Here is a 22,199-nt window from a genome sequence, read left to right as displayed (position 1 = left end):
ATCGGTGGAGAAATCTATTCGCAAGTATATTAAACAATTACTGTGTGCCATATTGGTATCATTTTTTTTACTATAAAACTCGGTTCACCATCAGAATTGACTCCTATTTTTATTTATGATCAGCTTTTAATTTTTATCTAGGATTTGTTCGATAATTATTTTTTGAATTTCTTTAGGCTTTTCCATAAGTACGGAATGTCCAGCATCTTCAAACAGGAATATTTTCTTCTTTGGTGCTTTGAGATGTTTAAAATATTCTTCTGCAATGACATGATTAGTCTGAAAATCTTTCTTCCCGATGAAAAAATAAACCGGTCAATTAATTTTCGGAAGTTCTTTTGGAAGATTTTGAAAGATTAACTCCTCCTTCTGCTAGAATTTTTAATTCAATTTCAAACTCTAAAAACTTCCAAAACATAAGCTGTATCTCTAAACTGAAATTCTCTTATATTTAAATCTATTATGCATTTAATTGGTGTCTACGGATTAAGCAATTCCAAACTTTTTTTCAATTGTTATACTTTTCTTTTAATCACGTTATTCTCACAATAAGTAACTGAATATATAAGTACTTACATGCCTTTACGTGTTGTTTATTTCTTTAAAAGTTAAGCTGTTTTTCCAACATTCTTCTGACAATGATCAAAAATATTTTCAAAAATAATACATTAGCTTTTCTTTTTTAATGACAATTAGTGATTCTAAAATAATTTAGATTCGATTGTAGCCGATGGAAAAATAGCAATTAAATAAAATCTTTCATAAATGGAAAAAACTTTTGAATTTACTGTTGAAAATTTTGATAGGAAAAGCACAAAAAAAATAATCGACGGAATTATTGAATACAATTTAAGTAAAGTTTCAGCAACTAATCATATTTCCACTCCATTAGAATTTACAGTCAAAAATGAAAAAGGAACTGAGATTGGGGGAATATTAGCAGAAATTGGATATTGGAATGAGCTTGAAATAAAAGTTTTGTGGGTAGAAGAAAGTTATAGAAAAAAAGGGATCGGAACTTTACTTTTACAATATGCTGAAAAAACAGCGAAAGAAAAAGGAGCCGAAATCTCAATACTGGATACATTTGACTTTCAAGCAGAAAATTTCTATTTAAAAAACGGATATGAGCCAATTGGTGAAATTAAAGATTTTCCAAAAGGGCATCGAAGGATATATCTATCAAAAAAACTACACTGATAAAAACTTGAAAACGAAAGTTTTTTTTTGCTAAAGTGCACAACAGAAAAGCTCTATTAATAAGTAAGATAGGCTCATTTATTCCTACAAATTTAATGAAATAATTTAAGTCTGAAAAAAGATCATTTGTCATGTATCCGATAATTTGGAAAAATATCTAGCTTTTCAGAGAACATTTTAATCTAGCAGTTGAGGCCAATATAAAAGAAATAGTATTAATATCCCCAAACACAACCTAAAATTTCTGTGTATATTGAAGATTATTAAGTCAGATGACGGCACAATGTTTTATAAAAAACGGGAACATTTGCATAATATAATCTAAAAAATAATGGCATTATTTCCGGAGAAGATCAAAATCAAGAAAAGCAGAGAACGCTGATTAAAAAAAAATGCAGATCAGATGAGTTGCATTTTTTTCAAAGATTGTTCATATTCCATAAAATTGGATTGTCTGCACTTAAAGTTAATTAAAACACAATTTTAAAAAAATCTGAAGCTGCTACTATTTAATAGAGTACATTTGGCCAAATTAAATATTTAATATGCAAGAAGGTACAGTAAAATTTTTCAATGAGGAAAAAGGATTCGGATTTATAACTCCTAATGATGGAGGAAACGAAATTTTTGTCCATGCCTCAGGTCTATCAGAAAACATCCGTGAAAACGATTCAGTTCGATATGACATCCAAGAAGGCCGAAAAGGTCCAAACGCAGTAAACGTAATCGTAGCATAATATACTATAGTACTAGTTTATAAAGCACCTGTCCAAAAACAGGTGCTTTTTTATTTAAATGATTTCTAATAATCATTATGTAGTCCACAGAGATTTAATTTGTGATTGCAACTTTTTCGCTTAAAGTGTTACTGGCAAACCTTTTTTTAAGCATACGGCGAAACTGCTATTCCAGAACACTGCTGTTTTTAATATCCTCTATAATTTCATTCACGCTTTTCTGATCCGTTGCCCAAGAAGTGATTAAACGTACAGCTGACCTGCTCTCATCAATCTCTTTCCAGACATAAAATGCAAACTTTTCATGTAGCGAGCTGATCACAGTTTTAGGCAGAATCGGAAAAATCTGGTTGGTGGCAGATTCGGTTAAAAATTCATAACCAGCCTCTTTAATCGCTTCGGCAATCTGCGCAGCATACTTATTGGCTTTTTCTGCCAGAACAAAATACAAATCTTCCTTAAAGAGCTCATAGAACTGGATTCCCAACACCCTTCCTTTTGCCAGAAGAGCACCGCGCTGCTTGAGAACATAATCAAATTCGCTGCACACTTGTGAATTCTTAAATACGATAGCTTCACCGAATAGAGCGCCATTTTTTGTTCCACCAACATAAAACACATCGGTAAGATTTGAAACATCAGATAAGGTAAGATCATTAGCTTCAGCAGTAAGTGCATGGCCGAGTCGGGCACCGTCCATAAAAAGAAATAAGTTAAGCGACCTACATACCTCTGCAAGTTCTAAAAGCTCCGCTTTATTATAAAAAGTTCCTATTTCTGTGGAATTGGAGATATAGACTAATTTGGGCTTAACCACATGAGGCCTCAGCTGATAGGAGTCAAAAGTATTCTGAATATCAGCGGCCGTTAATTTACCGTTCTGTGTTGGAACTGCGATTACCTTATGGCCAGTAAGTTCGATTGCCCCGGTTTCATTGGCAAAAATATGTCCTGTTTCAGCACTGATGACGGCTTCATGGGTACGCAGTAAAGCAGATATTACAAGAAGGTTAGCTTGGGTTCCTCCAGACACAAAATAAATAGCCGCATCAGGATTATTCATTTTTTCTTTCAGGCATTCTTTAGCCTTTAAAGAATAATCATCCTCCCCGTATCCATTCTGCTGGTCAAAATTATTCTCCACCAGACTTTTAAGAATATCCGGATGCGCCCCTTCAGAGTAATCATTTTTAAAACTGTACATAAAATAAAATTTAGAAGCGCAAAGCTAATAGATTTCTTTTCCTCTAAGCGACTAATAATTTATTTCTTGCAGCAAAATATCATACAGGATTTGCAGCTGAACGAGTAACTTGGTCAAATCCAGTCTCTCCCATCTTCCCAAAAAGTAATAAAAAAAAGAGCTAAAATGCTCCTTAAACATTTTAACTCTTTTACTTCTTTTTCTTAGTATTTCTTTGCGCCTTCTACTTGCCGATGCAGAAATTAGCAAATATATTCCCCAACAACTCATCATTTGAAACCTGACCTGTAATAAGTCCAAATTGGTATAAAGCTTCGCGGATATCAAGCGCCATAAGATCACTAGAAAGGCCAGATTCTAAACCGAATTTTACTTTCTGAATTTCATCTAAAGCTTTCAATAATGAATCGTAATGTCTCGTGTTAGTGACAATTGTTTCGTTATTACGAAGTGCACCTGTATTTACAAAAGATAATAATTCATTTTTTAAATCCTCTACTCCTATTTTTTCTTTCGCAGAAATCAATAATAGTTTTGCATTCAAATTCTCCAATTTAATCTTGATGTTTTGCACTTCATCATCCGATAAAATATCTCTTTTATTGACTACAATAAGCAGCGGTTTCAATGGATATTTATTTTTGATCTGTTCTATTTCTGAAACAAAATCAGAGCTTGAAGCCTGAAATTTCAATCCGTCAAATAAATAAATCACAACTTGCGCTTGATCAATCTTTTCGAATGTTTTCTTAATTCCGATGCTTTCTACAACATCTTTAGTATCACGAATTCCAGCCGTATCAATAAATCTAAATCCGATACCGCCAATAACCAATTCGTCCTCGATGGTGTCACGAGTTGTTCCAGCAATGTCCGAAACAATTGCTCTTTCTTCATTCAACAAAGCATTCAATAACGTCGATTTACCAACATTTGGTTCACCTACAATTGCAACTGGAATTCCGTTTTTAATCACATTTCCAACAGCAAACGAATCAATTAAGCGTTTTAAAACAAATTCGATTCGGTTTAATAGCTCATGAAACTGTGTTCTGTCAGCAAACTCTACATCTTCTTCTGCAAAATCCAATTCCAATTCAATTAAAGAAGCAAAATTTAAAAGCTCTTCTCTAAGTTTTGCAATTTCATTACTGAATCCGCCACGCATTTGCTGCATCGCAATTTGGTGAGAAGCTTCGTTATCTGACGAAATCAAATCTGCGACTGCTTCTGCCTGCGATAAATCTAATTTTCCGTTTAAAAAAGCTCTTAAAGTAAACTCACCTGCATCTGCCATTCTACATCCATTTCGAAGCAATAACTGAATAATCTGCTGTTGAATATAAGTAGATCCGTGACACGAAATTTCAATAGTATCTTCACCCGTGTACGAGTTTGGACCTTTAAATACCGAAACCAAAACTTCGTCTAGCGTTTTGCTTCCATCTACAATATGCCCTAAATGGAGTGTATGCGTTTTCTGTTTGGTTAAGTCTTTGTTTTTAATAGATTTAAAAACCGAATTACCAATTGTAATGGCTTCAGCTCCAGAAATACGAATTATGGCGATAGCTCCAGCTCCTGAAGGCGTAGCTAAAGCAACTATAGAATCTTGATTTATCATGCTGCAAAGGTATAAAAAAAGGCTTAATTTCTTTTCGGTACAATCTTGTCCTCAATCCAACAAGAAATCTTCGCAATAATTCATATTAATAAATCATTAAGTGTTAAAATACTGATAAATGTCAGGTTAATTTCTACGCAGAATGAGTAAATTTGAGAGACAAACCTTAATCTTAAATACTATGAAAAAGATATTATTTCCAACCGATTTCTCTGACGCTGCTACCAATGCATTTGTTCATGCTTTAGAATTTGCTAAAGTTGTAAACGCCGAATTAATCTTACTTCATACATTCGAGATACCTGTTTACGACAGCCAATTCTTTCCAGAGAATTATGCTTCTATATACAGCTCCATTGAGTTAGCAAAATTTGAAATGTTTAAGGATGAAATTCCGAAATTGAGAACAATTGCTGCCGAACGTAATCTAGAAGATATTGTAATCAAACACCGTTTAATGGATGGTGATCTAATTTACAATCTTAAAAATGCGGTCGAAGAAGACCAAGTCGATTTTGTAATTATGGGAACCAACAGCGCTTCTGACTGGACTAAATTTTTCACGGGTTCCAATACCGAATCTGTAATTTCTGGGGTCGAAGTTCCTGTTTTGTGTGTTCCTATCGACGCCAAATACAAAAAGGTAAAAACGATTGGCTTTACGACACGCTACCGAGAAAAAGACAAAAAAGAACTTAAAAAAATCCTGAAAATCGCTAAAAAAACTGGTGCTAAAGTAAAGAGTTTATACGTTAAAACTTCTAATTCCGATGTTACAGAGGAAACCCGAAAAGAATGGGAAAGAGATTTTGCTGAAGAAAATGTGGAATTTTTAGTTTTACCAAGTGATGATGTCAAAGAAACCATTCTTGATTTTATTCTTTACAAAGACATTGATGTTCTAACCACAATAACACATAAACGTTCGTTCTTTGAAAGTATATTTGACTCCAGTTTTTCAAAAAAAATAGCCAAAGAAGTAACTATTCCGATTTTGGTAATGCACGAAGATTAATTTCAATCCTTGATGATTTTGTAACTTAAAAGCTATATTTGTATTTCAAGCAAAATAATAGAATGAAAGCATATCCAGATAACGTTGCAAAATACTCGGAACTCTATAATAAAACCAACAAAAAATACAACAGCATAAGCCTTTTGAGGCTATTAAGTATTTTTCTTTTTTTGTTTTTTATGTTTTATTACATCAAAACAAACGAAATACTTTATGTTATTCTAGCTGTTTTATCTTTTGCTGGTTTTATTTTTTTTATGAAAATACATTCTCCAGTATCTTTTCAAAGATTGCTTGCAGAAACACTTTTAAAGATTAATCAGAATGAAATTTCTTTTTTGAAAAGAGAGAAAACTTCTTTCGAAAATGGAGTTGAATTTATAGATTACCATCATCCGTATGCTTACGATTTGGATATTTTTGGAGAACATTCGTTATTCCAAAATCTAAACAGAACCGCTTCTTTTATCGGAAAAAAAACACTTGCAGAGTTATTACTGCATACACTGCCTAAAGCTGAAATTTTAGAAAATCAAGAAGCTGTAAACGAATTAAAAAGTAAAATCGATTGGAGACAGGAATTTCAGGCTTTGTCAATTATTAGTGAAGATTCCAAACAATCTTATGAAGCGATAAAGCACTGGACTTCTTTTACAAATAATTCATTACCTAAAGTTTTAGTTGCATTATCATTTATTCTTCCAGTCACATTTTTTGGATTTCTGACTGCGTATTTTATTACATCAAAAACCATTATACTTTCTTATTTAACGTATGTCTTTATTGCCAATCTAATTGTTTTAGGAAGAGCTGTAAAGAGAATTCAATCGGAAATAGCTAAAGCAGATAATGTCGATAAAATCATAAAGCAATACAGTTTATTGATTGAAAAAATCGAACGCGAATCTTTTCAATCTAAAAAACTAATTCGTTTACAAGAACAGCTTAATTTTAAAAATGCCAAAGCAAGTCAGCATTTAAAACAGCTTTCGGAGTTGTTTTCGAGAATGGATACGATAAATAACTTTGTGACAGCGACTTTGTTTAATGGAACTTTTTTATTCAATCTCCACGTTTTAAGAGCGCTTTTAAAATGGAAAGAAGATTATGCTTCTGAAATGAATCATTGGATTTCTATTATTGGCGAAATTGAAGCATTAAACAGTCTGGCTAATTTAGCGTACAACAACGACGATTTCGTTTTCCCTGAAATCAATTCTGAATATAAAATCGAATTTAAAAATCTAAGTCATCCATTGCTTAATCCTGCTACAAGAGTTGGAAATGACACGCAATTTTTCCCGCAATCTTTTGTGATTCTAACTGGATCTAACATGTCAGGAAAAAGTACGTTTTTAAGAAGTTTGGGAATCAATATGGTGCTTGGCGGAATTGGCTCTATTGTTTGTGCATCAGAAGCTAAGATTCATCCACTTCCAGTATTAGTTTCAATGCGATTGTCAGATTCTTTATCCGATTCTGAATCTTACTTTTTTGCTGAAATTAAACGTTTAAAACAGATCATGGATGCTCTTGAAAATCAGCCTGCTTTTGTTTTATTAGATGAGATTTTGAGAGGTACAAATTCCGACGATAAAAGAAACGGAACAATCGAGGTCGTGAAGAAAATAATTTCTAAAAAAGCAATCGGAGCCATCGCAACACACGATATTGAAGTTTGTCTGACTACGAATGAATATCCTGAAATTTTAACCAATCAATGTTTCGAAGTTGAAATTCAAAACAACGATCTTCACTTCGATTACAAACTCCGAAACGGAATCTGCAAGAACAAAAGTGCTACATTTTTAATGCAGAAAATGAACGTAATTTAATGGTGAATTGTAAATGGTAAATTATTAATTATTCTCTGTGTGTAAAGAAGAAATTCACAATTCACAATTCACAATTCACAATTCACAATTCACAATTTACAATTTACAATTAGTTTTCCTCGTACATTTCCATCCACAAACGCGTTTCTTCCAAATCGAGTTCTTTTTCTATTTTACGGAAGATTTCTTCGTTTACAGAACCCAATTTATGCATCGATTCTAATTTTGCACGTTCTACATTCAGCAGATCGATTTGAATTTTAGTAAAATCATTAAAGATTTCGCCTCCAAGAAGCTTTCCATTTCCGAAGAAATTGGCAGGAAGTTCGGTCTTTTGCAGACGGTTGAATTTTACCTCATATTTACTTTTAATATTATGAAGCAATTCATCATTCAGCAAGGAGAAATTATCTTCAATATGGGCGATAGTTTCAGAGACAATCACATTTCTAATATTATACTCTTCTGCCAATATCGAGTATCTCTCAATTTTCAGTTTTTTGATAAGCCATGGAAGCGTAAGACCTTGTATTACCAAAGTCGAAAGTATAACGCAGAAAACCAAATAGATAATTAAATTTCGAAGCGGAAATTCTTCTGTTTTATTCAACATTAGCGGAAGCGCCAAAGCTGCGGCCATAGAAACTACACCGCGCATTCCAGACCAGCCAAAAATGATCATATTTCGGTAATCAAATTGTTCTTTCTCCCGAATCTTTTTACTGATCATTCTTGGAATCATCGTTGCTGGAATAACCCATAAGAAACGAACCAAAATCACCACTATACTTATAACTGCACCCCAGATAAGTAAAGAATTTCCCGAATAATTACTGATTCCAGCAATAATCTGCCTCAACTGAAGTCCGATTAAAATAAATATCAAACCGTTTAGAATATTATTGAGTACATCCCAAATCGTATTCGTCATAATTCGGCTTTCGTGAGAAAAAATCGTTCCCGATCTCGCCGCCAGAAAAAGACCTGTCGTTACCACAGCCAAAACTCCTGAGCCTTCAAAATGCTCGGCAAGCAAATACGAAGCAAATGGAGTCAATAATGTTAGTGTTACCTCGATAATATCATCACAAACAAATCTTTTATGGATATAGAACATGATATAACCAACCGCTAAACCTATTGCAATACCCAAAACCGACATTAAGACAAAATTTAATCCTGCCTGCCATAAAACAAAATTACCTGCTGTGATTGCCGTAAGCGCATATTTGTACGCCACAAGACCACTAGCATCGTTTACTAAACTTTCTCCCTCTAGAATAGCAATTAATCTCGGATTAAGCCCTAAACCTTTTGTAATGGCTGTTGCAGAAACCGCATCGGGAGGCGAAACAATTGCCCCAAGCAAAAAAGCTAACGGCCAAGACATATCCTCAATAAGCCAATGTGCAAAAACAGCCACTAATCCTGTCGTAAAAAAGACCAAACCAACAGCGGCAAAAGTTATCGGACGTATGGATTGCTTAAAATCAGACCAGCTCGTATGCCAAGCTGCATGATACAAAAGAGGCGGTAGAAATATAATAAACACTATTTCTGGGCTCAAAGCAATAACAGGAAGTCCCGGAACAACACTGATCACAACACCACATAAAACCAAAACAATCGGAATCGGGAAATTATATCTTTTACTAACAAGACTAAGAAATGCAACGCCAAAAAGCAGCATTATAATTACGGTAATATTCTCCATTTGAGGTGGTTTTGAGTTTTGAAAACTTTATTTAAAAAACTACTAAATTACTATTTTCTATTAATTAGAAAAACCATCCTTTACTGACAAAATGAAATAAAAAAAACTCCAAGAAAAATAATCTTGGAGTTTTAATTTTTATTGTGCTTTAGCTTTTACTTCAGAGATTCCGATTGAGAAGCGATATCCAAATTGGAGCTGATAAAAAGCTTCATGATTACTATAATTATTAAATGTCTTTAATCTTAAGAAAATAGCTTGCCTTTTATCTGAATCAGGATGATAATAAACTTCGGCTTCGTTACGAAACACCGAATAGGCACGGGGAAGCTCTAATTCTGGAATAGAATTATAATCTATAAAACTATACTTAGAAAATTCGAGCGAATAGTTAAAACCAAAATTATTAAATCGCTTAAACTCAAAAGTAAAACCAAGTCCCAAGCCTAAACCTTGAACATTTGTAAGTTGATCTTGCAGTTTTACATCGGCAATTTGATAGCGAAATGGAAAATAGCTAATAAATCTAAAAGGTACAGATTTAGCAAATCTCCAATTAAAAAGATTAAGTTTAGCCCCCATTTCTAAATATGCCTTTTGCAATAAATCTGTACTATTATTAATTGTATATTTATTCAAACCGCTGTCAAATGTTGTTTCAACACCTCGAACATCAGCATCTAAACGAGAGAAATTAACATATGGCGAAATCTTATCTACTAATCTCAGATCAGTATTAGACAAACTAACTTTAAATGGAAAAATATAGAAATCCCCTTTTCCTTGCAATTGAACTAATCCATTCGCAGAATCCGTAAAAAGCGCTAAGAAATCAGTATAGGCTCTTAATTCTATAACATTTTGTAAAGTTGTAGTTTCTTTTATTTCATATTTAACAGCGTTTACTTTATTTAACGCGTCTCCATTTTTATCTTTAGTAGGAAAAGTAAAAGTTACATCATTTGGTATATAATTATAACCTGGTTTCGGTATATAAACTAAAACGTCTGACAATCTAATGCGTAGATCATGAAATTCATCAAAGTTGACAGTTTCACTTTGGTTAACAGGGTGTTTGTATGAAATAAAATTATTAGGCGCTGAATTTGAAAAATTTAAAAAGCTAATTGAAGATCTATTTTCAAACAAATGTTCATTTCCTTTTTCATCTAATATTAAAATTTTAACATCAGCTATAAATCCATCACAAATCTCAAAAGCAACACTTTTAAATTTAAACTTTTTTTCAAGCTGAACAAATGAAGCCTTTTCTTGTGACTTAATCTTTAATGTAGGAAAACTGGAATTATACTGTGCCCATCTTTCTTTACTAATATAAAATTTAAATTCCTGATTTTCTTTAGGAATTATAATATCTCCTAAATATGATTCACTTTTTGCAGATAATACTTTTTGAATTATTTGATCAAAATTTTCATCATTTGTCTTTGGGAACTCCTTTATAACCATATCTTCCCCATAATAAAGATATGTTTTGTATTCTTTTTTAGCAGAAACTTCTTGTTCGTTATTGACAGTGCACTTATGCTTAAAAAATTCATTTATTTGAGCAATTGTTATTCCTTTATCCAAATAAAAAGCTTTATAATTTTCAGATTTTTCACAAAAACTGTTTAAAACTTTTTTTTGTTCTTCAACTTCCTTCACTTTCTTTGTTAACTCATCTGAATACTTTGAATTTGGATCGTTTTTTACTTTTTCCAATAATTCATTTAACTCAATTTGACTTGTTTTAACTTCTTTTTCTTTTGTTTCATAATCAGCAGATAATTTCTTAAAATCTGCTTTTGCATTTTTCAGGTTCAGATTTTCATCTTGTCCAAAACTTTTAATTGCAAATAATAGAATTGTTAATAGTAAAATTTTTTTCATAAGCTTGGGGTTATTGGTTAATTTATTTCGAAAATTCTGTTTGTTTCTAATTTTTATTTGCCTACTTGAACTACTTAAATTAAAAAAAGCAACAAGTTAAAAACTAAACAATTGTTAACAAATAAACTTAAAAAAAAGTTAAATTTTAAATTTTAAGCTAATAAATTCTTACAAATAAATAAAAACAGGTATAAATACCTGTTTTTTGTCTATGATTTATTAAAAAATAATGCACTAAAATTTAAAGCGATTGTTTTAATATTTCGAAAAAAACATTAAAGTTCTTTTTATTGACCTATATCAAACTTTTTAGCCTCAAACTACTTTAGATTTGTTTCTTATTATTTATAAAAAAATTTTATGATCAGTACAGAATTAAGTCCGTTAGTGCAATTTGGAATTTCGAGTAAAGAACGTGTTGAAAACGCTTTAGAACAGCTTAAAAGCGGAAAAGGCGTTTTGGTAACCGACGATGAAAACCGTGAAAACGAGGGCGATCTTATCTTTTCTGCACATCATATCAACGTTCAGGATATGGCATTAATGATTCGCGAATGCAGCGGTATCGTTTGTCTTTGTCTTACTAACGAAAAAGCAAACGAATTAGAACTCCCCTACATGGTAAAAGAAAATACCAGCAGTTTTCAAACTCCGTTTACCATAACTATTGAAGCTAAAAACGGAGTGACGACTGGAGTTTCGGCAAAAGATCGAATTACCACTATAAAAACAGCGATTGCAACAAATGCAAAACCAGAACATTTAGCAAAACCGGGACATATTTTTCCACTTAGAGCAAACGATAATGGCGTTCTAGGTAGAAACGGCCACACCGAAGGAAGTGTCGATTTAATGAAATTGGCGGGTTTACAACCCGAAGCTGTTCTCTGCGAATTGATGAACGAAGATGGAAGCATGGCTAAACTAGACAAAATCATTAGCTTTGCGCAAGAACACGATTTGGTGGTTTTATCTATTGAAGATATTATTCATTACCGCAAATTCGTTAGAGATTATAATTAAATGATATACGAACAGCTTAGCAATTCCATTCGAAAAAGCATTGACGTTTCTGATGAAGATCTAGAAACCATTCTCTCTTATTTCAAACTTATAAAAAAAGGAAAAAATGAAATCTTGCTAGCTCAAGGTCAAATTAGTCATGAAACTTTTTTTGTTGCAAAAGGCTGTTTAAGAATCTTTTTTATAAATGAAGAAGGAAAAGACGTTACACGATATATTGCTTTTGAAAATCAGTTTGCTACCGCTTTGGTAAGTTTTATTACCAAAATGCCCGCGACTGAAAACATTCAGGTTATTGAAAAATCTGAACTATTAAGTATTTCACATGAGGATTTTAATCATTTAATGAAAATTATTCCAGAATGGAGAACATTTTACAGCAATTATTTGGAGAAAGCGTATGTAAATAATGCCAATCGTTTAATGTCATTTACCACTATGGATGCCTTGGAAAGATATCATCAGCTATTGAAAATAAATCCCGCAATTGTAAAACGGCTTCCTAATAAAATTGTAGCTTCTTACATTAATATTTCTCAGGAAACTTTGAGTCGGTTGAAGTCGAAAGTTTGATTTTGATTACGGAGTTACTTGCGGAGATGTGCTTCGCCAATTCGCTATTGCTCGGGTCTCCTCCGTCGACATGACAAAACTACGTGGAAAATCTTTGTGGATTTTCGCGTGTGATTCCTCGTTCCTCGGAATGACAAATAGATATGAATAAAAAAGCCGAATCAAATTTAAGATTCGGCTTTATGATTTTTATGATTCACAACTGCTGCAAGAAACAAGACTTGTTACCAATTCTTTAGAAACACTTTGGCTTCTTTGGTAGTACAAACTTTTAACTCCTTGCTGCCAAGCTTCGATCATCAAACGGTTTACATCTTTAATGGCTAATTCTGCTGGAATATTAAGATTTAAACTCTGTCCTTGATCAACAAATTTCTGACGAATTCCAGCTTGCTGCACAATTTCTAACTGGCTTATTTCTTTGAATGTTTTGAAAACATCTTTTTCCTGCTGAGTCAATTGTTCCATATGTTGAACACTTCCTCCGTTTAGCATAATACCTCTCCAAACTTCTTCGTTATCCAATCCTTTTTCTTCCAACAGTTTTTTAAGGTATTTATTTTTACGCATGAAATTACCTTTGCTTAATCCAGCTTTATAATAATTACTGCTAAAAGGTTCAATTCCTGGCGAAGTTTGTCCTAAAATTGCAGAAGATGAAGTCGTTGGTGCAATTGCCATTGTGGTTGTATTACGTCTTCCGTAACCTTTTAACAATTCTGGCTCACCATAAATTCTAGCAAGTTCTTGACTTGCTTTATCGGCTTTATCGCTAATATGTTTGAAAATCTCTGTTGTTTTCATTTTTGCTTCCATTCCTTCAAACGGAATCATATTTTTCTGTAAATAAGAATGCCATCCTAAAACTCCTAAACCTAATGCACGGTGTCTTTTAGCAAATTTATTAGCTGCAGAAAGATAATAGTTTCCTTCTGTTTTTTCGATGAATTCCTGTAAAACAGCATCTAAGAAAAAGATCGCTAATTTTACTGCCTCAGTATCTTTCCATTCTTCATACAACTCTAAGTTCATAGAAGACAGACAGCAGATAAATGATTCATCATGAGTTGACGGAAGCATAATCTCACTGCACAAATTACTGGCATTGATTCTTAAATTCTGATCTTTATAAACTTGTGGTTTATTTTTATTTACGTTGTCACTAAAGAAAATATAAGGCAACCCTTTTTGCTGACGGCTTTCTAATACTTTTGCCCAAATTTGTCTTTTTTCTGCATCACCATCAATCATTTCTTGCATCCAGTAATCTGGCACACAGATCCCTGTAAACAAGTTCTGAATTGGGTTTCCAATACTTTTAATTTTCAAGAACTCTTCGATATCTGGATGATCTACATCCAAATAAGCTGCAAATGCACCACGACGAACTCCGCCTTGCGAAATAGTATCCATAGCTGTATCAAAAAGCTTCATGAAACTTACTGCTCCACTACTCTTTCCGTTATCAGTTACAGCACTTCCGCGTTCACGCAATTCACCAAAATAACCAGAAGTTCCTCCTCCGATTTTAGTTTGCATGATTACTTCTCCAAGCTTATGTGTAATTCCTTCAATTTTATCTGGAACATGCACATTAAAACAAGAAATTGGCAAACCTCTTTCTGTTCCCATATTTGCCCAAACTGGCGAACTGATACTCATCCAACCTCTTTCGATCATTTCCATGAAAGATTCTTTCAATTCTGGTTTGTAAAGCCTTCTAGCTGCGGCGGTACAAATTCTATCGATTGCTCCTTCTACAGTTTCTCCTTTTAAAAGATAACCGCGATTTAAAATCTGTTCACTTTCAGAATTTTTCCACCACATTTTAGCATCGTTTTGTGGCTCAAAATTGTTATTTGCTGGGTTTGTGTCTATCGTATTCATATGTATTATGGGCTTGTATTAGAAAAGATCGTTTGCTGTGATACTCTTGTCGTGTTTTGTATATTCTACTGGACGTTTCGCAAAGAAATCATCTAAACTGTTTGCAAAAACTTCTTCTTCAAACCAAGTCATTTTTGAATATTCTTCTGGAGAAACATTAAAGATAGTTTCGATATTGATTTGTTTCAAACTTTCATCAATTCTAAATTTCATGAAGTTAACCAAATCTTCTTTATTTATTGTTTCAATCGCTCCATCTTCAAAAATCCAATCTAAAATATCTGCTTCAACAGAAATTGATTCTTTAACTGTTTCTCTAATTAATTTTAAAGTCCCTGCATCGAAATACTCTGGAAACTCTTCACGAATTTTGTTAATGATATAAATTCCGCCATTAGCATGAATTTGCTCATCGATTGATGTCCAAGCAATAATATTGCTCACATTTTTCATATATCCTTTGAATCTTGTGAATGACAATAAAATGGCAAATTGGCTGAAAAGAGAAACGTTTTCAATCAAAATACTAAACAAAATTAGTGACACCATGTATTTTCTATTGTCCTGAGACTTCGTGTCTTTCAATACATTCGAAAGATAATCTACACGTCTGCGAATTACAGGAACATCCAATAGCTTTTCAAATTCATCATTATACCCTAAAACTTCCAACAAACGAGAATAGGCTTCAGAATGTCTAAATTCGCATTCTGCAAAAGTAGTTCCCAATCCGTTAAATTCTGGTTTTGGAAAATGCTCGTATATATTACCCCAAAAACTTTTTACGGCTACCTCAATTTGTGCAATAGCCAATAAACTATTTTTAATTGCTGTTTTTTCTGCTAAATCCAAATGTGCATGAAAGTCTTGCGTGTCGGCAGTAAAATCTACTTCAGTGTGTACCCAATAAGCTTTATTAATAGCTTCGGTAAATTGCAGAACCTCAGGATATTCAAAAGGTTTATAATTGATTCTTTTATCAAAAATTGACATATATATAGAGTTTTAAGTGACTATTTTGAAATAGAAATACGAGCGCTTATTTTGGGGAGGATTAGCGTGATTTCTATATTTACAAATTTAGCCCACAGTTATTGTTTTGTCCAATTTTAGATGTTAAAAATCTGCTCAATTATCAACAGTTTTAAAACTTCAAAAAATCGGGATGAAGCAAATTTTATCAACATGAAAATATTGCTCTGTAATCTACAATGAGCTAGCAGTTTCCCTAAAAATAATGCTGAGTTATCAACATGAAAAAAAGTGCTTTTTAAGGTCGAAAACCAAAACAGTTATCAACATCCGATTTGAAAAAAGAGAACTTTCAAATCGAATTTCAAATTAAAAAAACGCTATTTATTAATAATAATTCTAAATAACGAAATCGATATAAAAAATCATAAGATACTTTATTACAAATATTTACAATAAAATAAATATTAAAAGTGCAAAATATTCTAGTAAAATCAACATCTCAGAAATGAATTAGCAGCGCAAATCCTAGCTTTCAAACTTATTATCTCCATAAAGTTAGAAAACCATCTCGAAAGCATTTTTTCTTCTTATAAAAAGAGACCGAATTAAAACAAAATTAAAATTTACTTAAGGGATTCTTAATTTTTAGAAAAATAGCATCAAATTCCCCTTTTACATCAAATTATTCTTGGTTTAAGAATATTAATTTTTACATTTGCTTTTATTTTTATTTATTCTAAATAGAATAAAAATATTCCCAAAAAATAAATTTAATCTTGTACAATTCAATAACCATAAATTATCGAAATATGAAAAAGAATCTTTTCGTTTCTTTTGCATTTGCTGCTACTTTATTTGTAAGTGCTCAGCAAAAAAACGCGTTGCTAGATGCTGCTTTCTGGAAAACTTCACCGACTGTTGAAACGGTTCAGGCAGAAATCGCTAAAGGAAATAATCCAGCTGAAGCTAATGCTAACGCATTTGATGTTACAACGTTGGCCATTAATAATGATGCTCCTTTTGCAACTATCAAGTTTTTAGTGGAGCAACCCGGAAATTCGATCACAAAATTAACGCACGATAATCGTATCTACCTACACTGGGCTGCCTATAGAGGAAATACGGAATTGGTTCAATATTTAATTGCTAAAGGTTCTGATATAAATTTTGAAGACAGCCACGGAACTGCTCCTGCTGATTTCGCCGCTTCAAACGGTCAGTCAGATGCTGCGATGTACGACGCTTTCTTTAAAGCTGGACTTAATCCGACAAAAAAATATGCAAATGGAGCAAACCTTTTACTTTTAGCCATTGCTTCTGATAAAGATCTAAAAGCTGCTGACTATTTTGCTACAAAAGGAATGTCTTTAAAAGATGTTGACAATGACGGAAACACTGCTTTTACATATGCTGCAAGATCTGGTAATATTGCTCTTTTGAAAAAACTTTTAGAAAAAGGCATTAAACCAACTAGCAATGCACTTTTATTTGCTGCGCAAGGAAGCCGTAGAGAAACTAATACTCTTGAAACTTATAAATATTTGGTTGAAGAAGTAAAAATTAAAGCGACTTCTCAAAATAAAGCGGGACAAAATGTATTACACTTCTTGGCTGGAAAACCAAATCAAACTGAGATCATTAAATATTTCTTAGGAAAAGATGTTGATGCAAACATCGCCGATAAAGAAGGAAATACACCAATTATGGTAGCAGCTGGAGCTAGAGAAACTGCTGTTTTAGAATTGTTTCTTCCGAAAGCTAAAAACATAAATGCACAAAATCTAAAAGGAGAATCGGCTTTGACTTTTGCTGTTAGAAACGGAACTCCAGATGCTGTAAATTTACTTTTGACGAAAGGCGCAGATGTAAACGTAAAAGATAAAGACGGAAATAATTTAGGGGTTTATTTAGTACAATCGTATCGCCCTGCAGGAAGAGAAAAAGCGGCCAAAGATCCTTTTGATGCTAAAGCCAAATTACTTCAAGACAAAGGGTTAAACCTTGCAACTCCTCAAAAAGATGGAAACACTTTGTATCATATTGCGATTACGAAAAACGACGTGTCTCTTCTTAAAAAAATAACTGATTTAAAAGTAGACATCAACGCTAAAAATAAAGATGGTTTAACGGCTTTGCACAGAGCGGCAATGACCTCTAAAGATGATGCTATTTTAAAATATTTAGTTTCAGCAGGAGCTAAAAAAGACATCAGCACAGAGTTTGACGAAACGGCTTATGCTTTAGCAAAAGAAAATGATCTACTTACCAAAAATAATATCTCAGTTGAGTTTTTAAAATAAAATAATTAATAATCAATATTTTAAATTCCAAATTCCAAGAATAGAGTTTGGAATTTGGAATTTGATTTTTGGAATTTAAATTACAATCAATACAAATAATTTTTCATGAAATCAATATTAAAAATTGCTCTTACAAGCGCTTTTATCTTTTTAGTTTCTTTCCAATCTCAGGCGCAATCAAGCAAATACAAAATCATGCTTCAAATGAACAATTATATGGGCGAAGGTGCTTATATCGTTGTTTCTCTTGTTAATTCGGCTGGTGAGTACGAAAAGACGCTTTATGTAATGGGCGATGATAAAAAATGGTACAAATCATTAAAAGAATGGAACAAATTCCATACTCAGAAAAATGATGATATCAGCGCTAAAACTGGTGCTTCTGTAACTGGCGGAGACCGCAGTGTAACAACGATCGAAATCGAAAATTCTAAAATCAATAAAGGCTATAAACTTCGTTTTGAGTCGGCTGTTGAAGACCAGAAATACTATGTAAGCGATCTTGAAATTCCGCTAACAACTGAAGGTCTAGCTGAAAAAACAGATGGTAAAGGTTACATCAAATATGTAAGGTTAAACAAAATATAATCTTTAGCACATTATTTTTTAACCTTATAATGAGTACAAATTTTATTTTTGTGCTTAGAATTAAAATCTGAGCTTTGTCATCGTTTTAAACTTTGACAAAGCTTTAAACGTTTTATAATAGAATACTCAATGACTCTTTCTTTCTGGCGTTATGCGCACTTGGCTTTAGCCTTATTTTCTTCTATTTTTTTGCTTTTGGCTTCGGTAACAGGAATCATTCTGGCTGTCGATGCGGTTCAGGAAAAAACACTTCCGTACAAAGCAGAAGATTTTAATAAAATAACTTTGGGCGAAACGTTGCCAATTTTAAAGAAAATGTATCCAGAAATTACAGAATTGAGTGTAGATTACAATCAGTTTGTAACACTTCAGGCAATTGATGCAGATGGAAATGACGTTAAAGCATACATTGATCCAAAAACGGGAAAAACACTAGGAACTCCTGCAAAGAAAACCGAATTCATAAATTGGATTACAAGTTTGCACCGTTCATTGTTTCTTCATGAAGCAGGGCGATTTTTTGTGGGCGTAATTTCTTTTTGTTTATTTCTAATATCAATTTCAGGTTTCGTACTAGTTTTAAAAAGACAGCGCGGCATCCGAAATTTCTTTTCTAAAATAATCAAAGAATATTTTGCGCAATACTATCATGTGCTTTTAGGAAGATTGGCTTTAATTCCGATTTTGATCATTTCACTTACCGGAACTTATTTATCATTAGAAAGATTCAACTTTTTTATGGGCGAAGAAAAAACAAAACCCGTAAAAACAGAACTTTCAGACAAAGCCAAAACAACTTCAATTTTCAATACTACTTTATTCTCTGATGTAAAGAAAATTGAATTCCCTTTTACTGATGATCCGGAAGAATATTATATTATTGAATTGAAAGACAAAGAGGTTGAAGTGAATCAAGTTACAGGAGTCATAATTTCTGAAAAGCTTTCGCCAATGAAATCTCAATTTGCTGCATTAAGTTTAGATCTTCATACAGGAAGAATTAACGGAATCTGGGCTGTAATTTTAGCAATTGCTTGCATCAATATTTTATTCTTTATTTATTCTGGTTTTGCCATTACTTTAAAAAGAAGATCTAGCCGAATTAAGAATAAATTTAAAGCCAGCGAAAGTACTTTTATTCTTTTGGTTGGTTCAGAGAATGGAAGTTCGTTCCGATTTGCCAATTCAATTCAGAAACAATTGATCAATCATGGACAAAAAGTTTTTGTTAGCGAACTAAATAAATTTTCGACTTATCCGAAGGCAGAACATATTATTGTTTTTACTTCAACTCATGGTTTGGGAGATGCCCCTTCAAATGCAACTCAATTCAAAACTATATTAGAAAGACAAAATCAAGATCAGAATATTCATTTTTCTGTGGTTGGTTTTGGTTCTAAATCATATCCTGATTTTTGCCAATTTGCTATTGAAATTGACCAGCTTTTAGAAAAGCAAAAATGGGCAGATCGTTATTTAGATTTGCAGACTGTAAATGATAAATCGGCTGTTGAGTTTGTAGAATGGGTGAAATTATGGAGCGAAAAAACGGGAATTCCATTGGCTACTACTCCATCATTATACAACCATGTTCCAAAAGGTCTGCAAAAATTAATGGTTTTGGATAAAACACCAATTTCTGAAACGGAACACACTTTTATTCTGACCTTAAGAGCAAATGCAAGAGCTAAATTTAGTTCAGGAGATTTATTGGCAATTTATCCGGCCAACGATTCTAGAGAGCGCCTCTACTCTATCGGAAATCATTCTGGGAATATTCAGCTTGTTGTAAAACTGCATCCAAACGGATTGGGTTCTGGTTTTTTAAATGCTTTAGAGCCAGGAAATGTAATAAAAGCTCAGATTGTAAAAAATCCTGCTTTTCATCTTCCAAAGAAAGCGCAAAAGGTGGCTTTTATTTCTAACGGAACAGGAATTGCTCCTTTCTTAGGAATGATCGAACAAAACAAAACAAAACAGGAACTTCATTTATATAGCGGGTTCAGAATGGAAACGCCTACGTTAATGGCATATAAAAAGTTTGCTAACATAATGATGCAAAAAGAACATCTGGATAATTTTCATGTGGCACTATCTCGTGAAGCCGAACATATTTATGTAATGGATTTGATTAAAAGAAATTCATCGTTCTTTACGAATTTATTCAAAAAAGGCGGTGTCGTTATGATCTGCGGTTCGCTTGCCATGCAGAAAGATGTCGAAGCTATATTAAGTGAATTGTGTATAGCTAAAGGATTAAAAACACTGGAAGAATACAAAGCCAATAAACAATTTTTGACAGACTGTTATTAGAGTAATTTTAGATTTTAGATTGTTGATTTCTAAGTTGAATTCTTAATTCTTAATTCTTAATTCTTAATTTTAAAACAAATCCCAGAGGGATGACATATTTATAGATTCAATTTTATCCGCATACAGCTAAAGCCCCAGAGGGGCGACATAAATAATCTAGAGATATCACTCCTCTGGAGCTTTATCCATGGATGCCTAATCTATTTCTATAAATATTTTGCTCCTCCGGAGCTCTTTAAATACATTTTCATGAATAAATTAATGTCATATAAAATTTCATTATTTTTTGTAATTGTTTGCTGTTTATCTTCATATTCGCAAGTATTACGTAAGAGAACGACTCTTCTTATGGGCGGACGTTTTGACATTTCTATTGTAGATAAAAATTCAATTTCTGCAGAAAAAAATATAGATGAAGTTATTGCTGAAATTACAAGAATTGAAAATCTAATCTCCGATTGGAAACCCACTTCTCAAGTTTCTGAAGTCAATCAAAATGCTGGAGTAAAACCTATAAAAGTAGATCGCGAAGTCTTCGAATTAGCACAAAGAGCGATTAAACTTTCTAAAATTACCAATGGCGGATTTGACGTTAGTTTTGCTGCTTTAGATCGCATTTGGAAATTTGATGGTTCGATGACCGAAATGCCTTCGGCGGAAGCCATAAAAAAATCGGTGGGAAAAGTGGGTTATAAAAACATCATTTTAGACAGCACAACATCAACTATTTTCTTGAAATTGAAAGGAATGAAAATTGGTTTTGGCGCTCTAGGCGAAGGTTATGCAACCGATAAATGTCGTGCTATGATGATTGCAAAAGGTGTCCAAGCCGGAATTATAAACGGTTCTGGAGACATGAGCACTTGGGGAAAACAACCTAGTGGAAAAGATTGGAAAATCGGAATTACAAATCCGTTTATGCCTGAAAAGATTTTGGCCGCAATTCCGCTTAAAGAAGGTGCTGTAACTACTTCTGGCAGTTATGAAAAGTTTGTTGTTTTTAACGGAAAACGTTATTCTCATATCATAAATCCTGCAACGGGTTATCCTGCAACAGGCTTATGCAGTGTTACCGTTTTTGGTCCGAACGCTGAAACCGCAAACGGATTAAGCACTTCAATGATGGTTTTAGGCCAAAAAGAAGGCTTGCTTTTACTTCAAAAATTCCCTGATTATAGTTGTGTTATGATTACTGATAAAGGGAAAGTTATTAAGTCTAAAAACTTCTCTTATAAATTGTAAATGGTGAAACGTCAAATGTGAGATGTGAAATGATAATTCGATTGTCTTCCTGAGCGAAGTCGAAGGATATACGCAA

At 32.9% G+C, this 22,199-nt stretch carries 16 protein-coding genes; 10 read left to right on the top strand and 6 right to left on the bottom strand.

The window, feature by feature from the left end:
• The first annotated feature begins 765 nt into the window (after nucleotides 1–765).
• Complete coding sequence (locus tag SOM12_RS13925) at nucleotides 766–1,200, top strand: GNAT family N-acetyltransferase (protein WP_320493863.1); 435 nt, start codon at nucleotides 766–768, stop codon at nucleotides 1,198–1,200.
• Nucleotides 1,201–1,745: 545 nt separating this feature from the next.
• Complete coding sequence (locus tag SOM12_RS13920) at nucleotides 1,746–1,937, top strand: cold-shock protein (RefSeq protein WP_095930400.1); 192 nt, start codon at nucleotides 1,746–1,748, stop codon at nucleotides 1,935–1,937.
• Nucleotides 1,938–2,103: 166 nt separating this feature from the next.
• Here SOM12_RS13920 and SOM12_RS13915 read toward each other — a convergent pair whose 3' ends face one another.
• Together SOM12_RS13915 and mnmE are read right to left on the bottom strand one after the other, a co-directional pair.
• Complete coding sequence (locus SOM12_RS13915; protein ID WP_320493862.1) at nucleotides 2,104–3,141, bottom strand: threonine aldolase family protein; 1,038 nt, start codon at nucleotides 3,139–3,141, stop codon at nucleotides 2,104–2,106.
• 223 nt (nucleotides 3,142–3,364) lie between these two features.
• On the bottom strand, nucleotides 3,365–4,765 hold the full coding sequence (gene mnmE / locus SOM12_RS13910; RefSeq protein WP_320493861.1) for a tRNA uridine-5-carboxymethylaminomethyl(34) synthesis GTPase MnmE: 1,401 nt from the start codon (nucleotides 4,763–4,765) through the stop codon (nucleotides 3,365–3,367).
• A gap of 181 nt (nucleotides 4,766–4,946) precedes the next feature.
• Here mnmE and SOM12_RS13905 point away from each other — a divergent pair, with 181 nt between their 5' ends.
• Together SOM12_RS13905 and SOM12_RS13900 are read left to right on the top strand one after the other, a co-directional pair.
• Complete coding sequence (locus SOM12_RS13905; protein ID WP_095930397.1) at nucleotides 4,947–5,780, top strand: universal stress protein; 834 nt, start codon at nucleotides 4,947–4,949, stop codon at nucleotides 5,778–5,780.
• A gap of 62 nt (nucleotides 5,781–5,842) precedes the next feature.
• Nucleotides 5,843–7,615 carry a MutS-related protein gene (locus SOM12_RS13900; protein WP_320493860.1) on the top strand — a complete coding sequence of 591 codons (1,773 nt, stop codon included), beginning with the start codon at nucleotides 5,843–5,845 and terminating at the stop codon, nucleotides 7,613–7,615.
• A gap of 109 nt (nucleotides 7,616–7,724) precedes the next feature.
• On the opposite strand, the gene SOM12_RS13895 is transcribed toward SOM12_RS13900, so the two are convergent.
• Nucleotides 7,725–9,329 (bottom strand): Na+/H+ antiporter, encoded by a 1,605-nt coding sequence (locus SOM12_RS13895; RefSeq protein WP_320493859.1) that lies wholly within the window; start codon nucleotides 9,327–9,329, stop codon nucleotides 7,725–7,727.
• A gap of 138 nt (nucleotides 9,330–9,467) precedes the next feature.
• Nucleotides 9,468–11,222, bottom strand: coding sequence for a hypothetical protein (locus tag SOM12_RS13890; protein ID WP_320493858.1), 1,755 nt, complete (start codon nucleotides 11,220–11,222; stop codon nucleotides 9,468–9,470).
• 360 nt (nucleotides 11,223–11,582) lie between these two features.
• On the opposite strand from SOM12_RS13890, the gene ribB reads away from it, so the two are divergent.
• Nucleotides 11,583–12,245, top strand: a complete 663-nt coding sequence (gene ribB / locus SOM12_RS13885) for a 3,4-dihydroxy-2-butanone-4-phosphate synthase (protein ID WP_320493857.1) — start codon at nucleotides 11,583–11,585, stop codon at nucleotides 12,243–12,245.
• Complete coding sequence (locus tag SOM12_RS13880) at nucleotides 12,246–12,818, top strand: Crp/Fnr family transcriptional regulator (protein ID WP_172426917.1); 573 nt, start codon at nucleotides 12,246–12,248, stop codon at nucleotides 12,816–12,818.
• 189 nt (nucleotides 12,819–13,007) lie between these two features.
• Here SOM12_RS13880 and SOM12_RS13875 read toward each other — a convergent pair whose 3' ends face one another.
• On the bottom strand, nucleotides 13,008–14,705 hold the full coding sequence (locus SOM12_RS13875) for a ribonucleoside-diphosphate reductase subunit alpha (RefSeq protein WP_320493856.1): 1,698 nt from the start codon (nucleotides 14,703–14,705) through the stop codon (nucleotides 13,008–13,010).
• An 18-nt stretch (nucleotides 14,706–14,723) separates the two neighbouring features.
• The gene (locus SOM12_RS13870) at nucleotides 14,724–15,698 is read right to left on the bottom strand and encodes a ribonucleotide-diphosphate reductase subunit beta (RefSeq protein WP_320493855.1); all 975 of its coding nucleotides are present in this window, start codon (nucleotides 15,696–15,698) and stop codon (nucleotides 14,724–14,726) included.
• Between the two features lie 791 nt (nucleotides 15,699–16,489).
• Between SOM12_RS13870 and SOM12_RS13865 the strand changes: the two genes are divergently transcribed.
• The 4 genes from SOM12_RS13865 to SOM12_RS13850 all read left to right on the top strand — a co-directional run bounded on the left by SOM12_RS13865 (nucleotide 16,490) and on the right by SOM12_RS13850 (nucleotide 22,123).
• Nucleotides 16,490–17,980, top strand: coding sequence for an ankyrin repeat domain-containing protein (locus tag SOM12_RS13865; RefSeq protein WP_320493854.1), 1,491 nt, complete (start codon nucleotides 16,490–16,492; stop codon nucleotides 17,978–17,980).
• Nucleotides 17,981–18,085: 105 nt separating this feature from the next.
• Entirely contained in the window at nucleotides 18,086–18,568 is a 483-nt protein-coding gene (locus SOM12_RS13860) for a DUF2271 domain-containing protein (RefSeq protein WP_320493853.1), read from the top strand.
• 129 nt (nucleotides 18,569–18,697) lie between these two features.
• Complete coding sequence (locus tag SOM12_RS13855; protein WP_320493852.1) at nucleotides 18,698–20,881, top strand: PepSY domain-containing protein; 2,184 nt, start codon at nucleotides 18,698–18,700, stop codon at nucleotides 20,879–20,881.
• Between the two features lie 249 nt (nucleotides 20,882–21,130).
• Nucleotides 21,131–22,123, top strand: coding sequence for an FAD:protein FMN transferase (locus SOM12_RS13850; RefSeq protein WP_320493851.1), 993 nt, complete (start codon nucleotides 21,131–21,133; stop codon nucleotides 22,121–22,123).
• Nucleotides 22,124–22,199 lie beyond the last annotated feature (76 nt).

It is taken from the genome of Flavobacterium sp. CFBP9031 (genome assembly GCF_034044945.1).
Taxonomy (GTDB): Bacteria; Bacteroidota; Bacteroidia; order Flavobacteriales; family Flavobacteriaceae; genus Flavobacterium.
The sequence above is the reverse complement of the archived record's forward strand: the minus strand, read 5'-3'. Positions and strand labels throughout refer to the sequence as shown.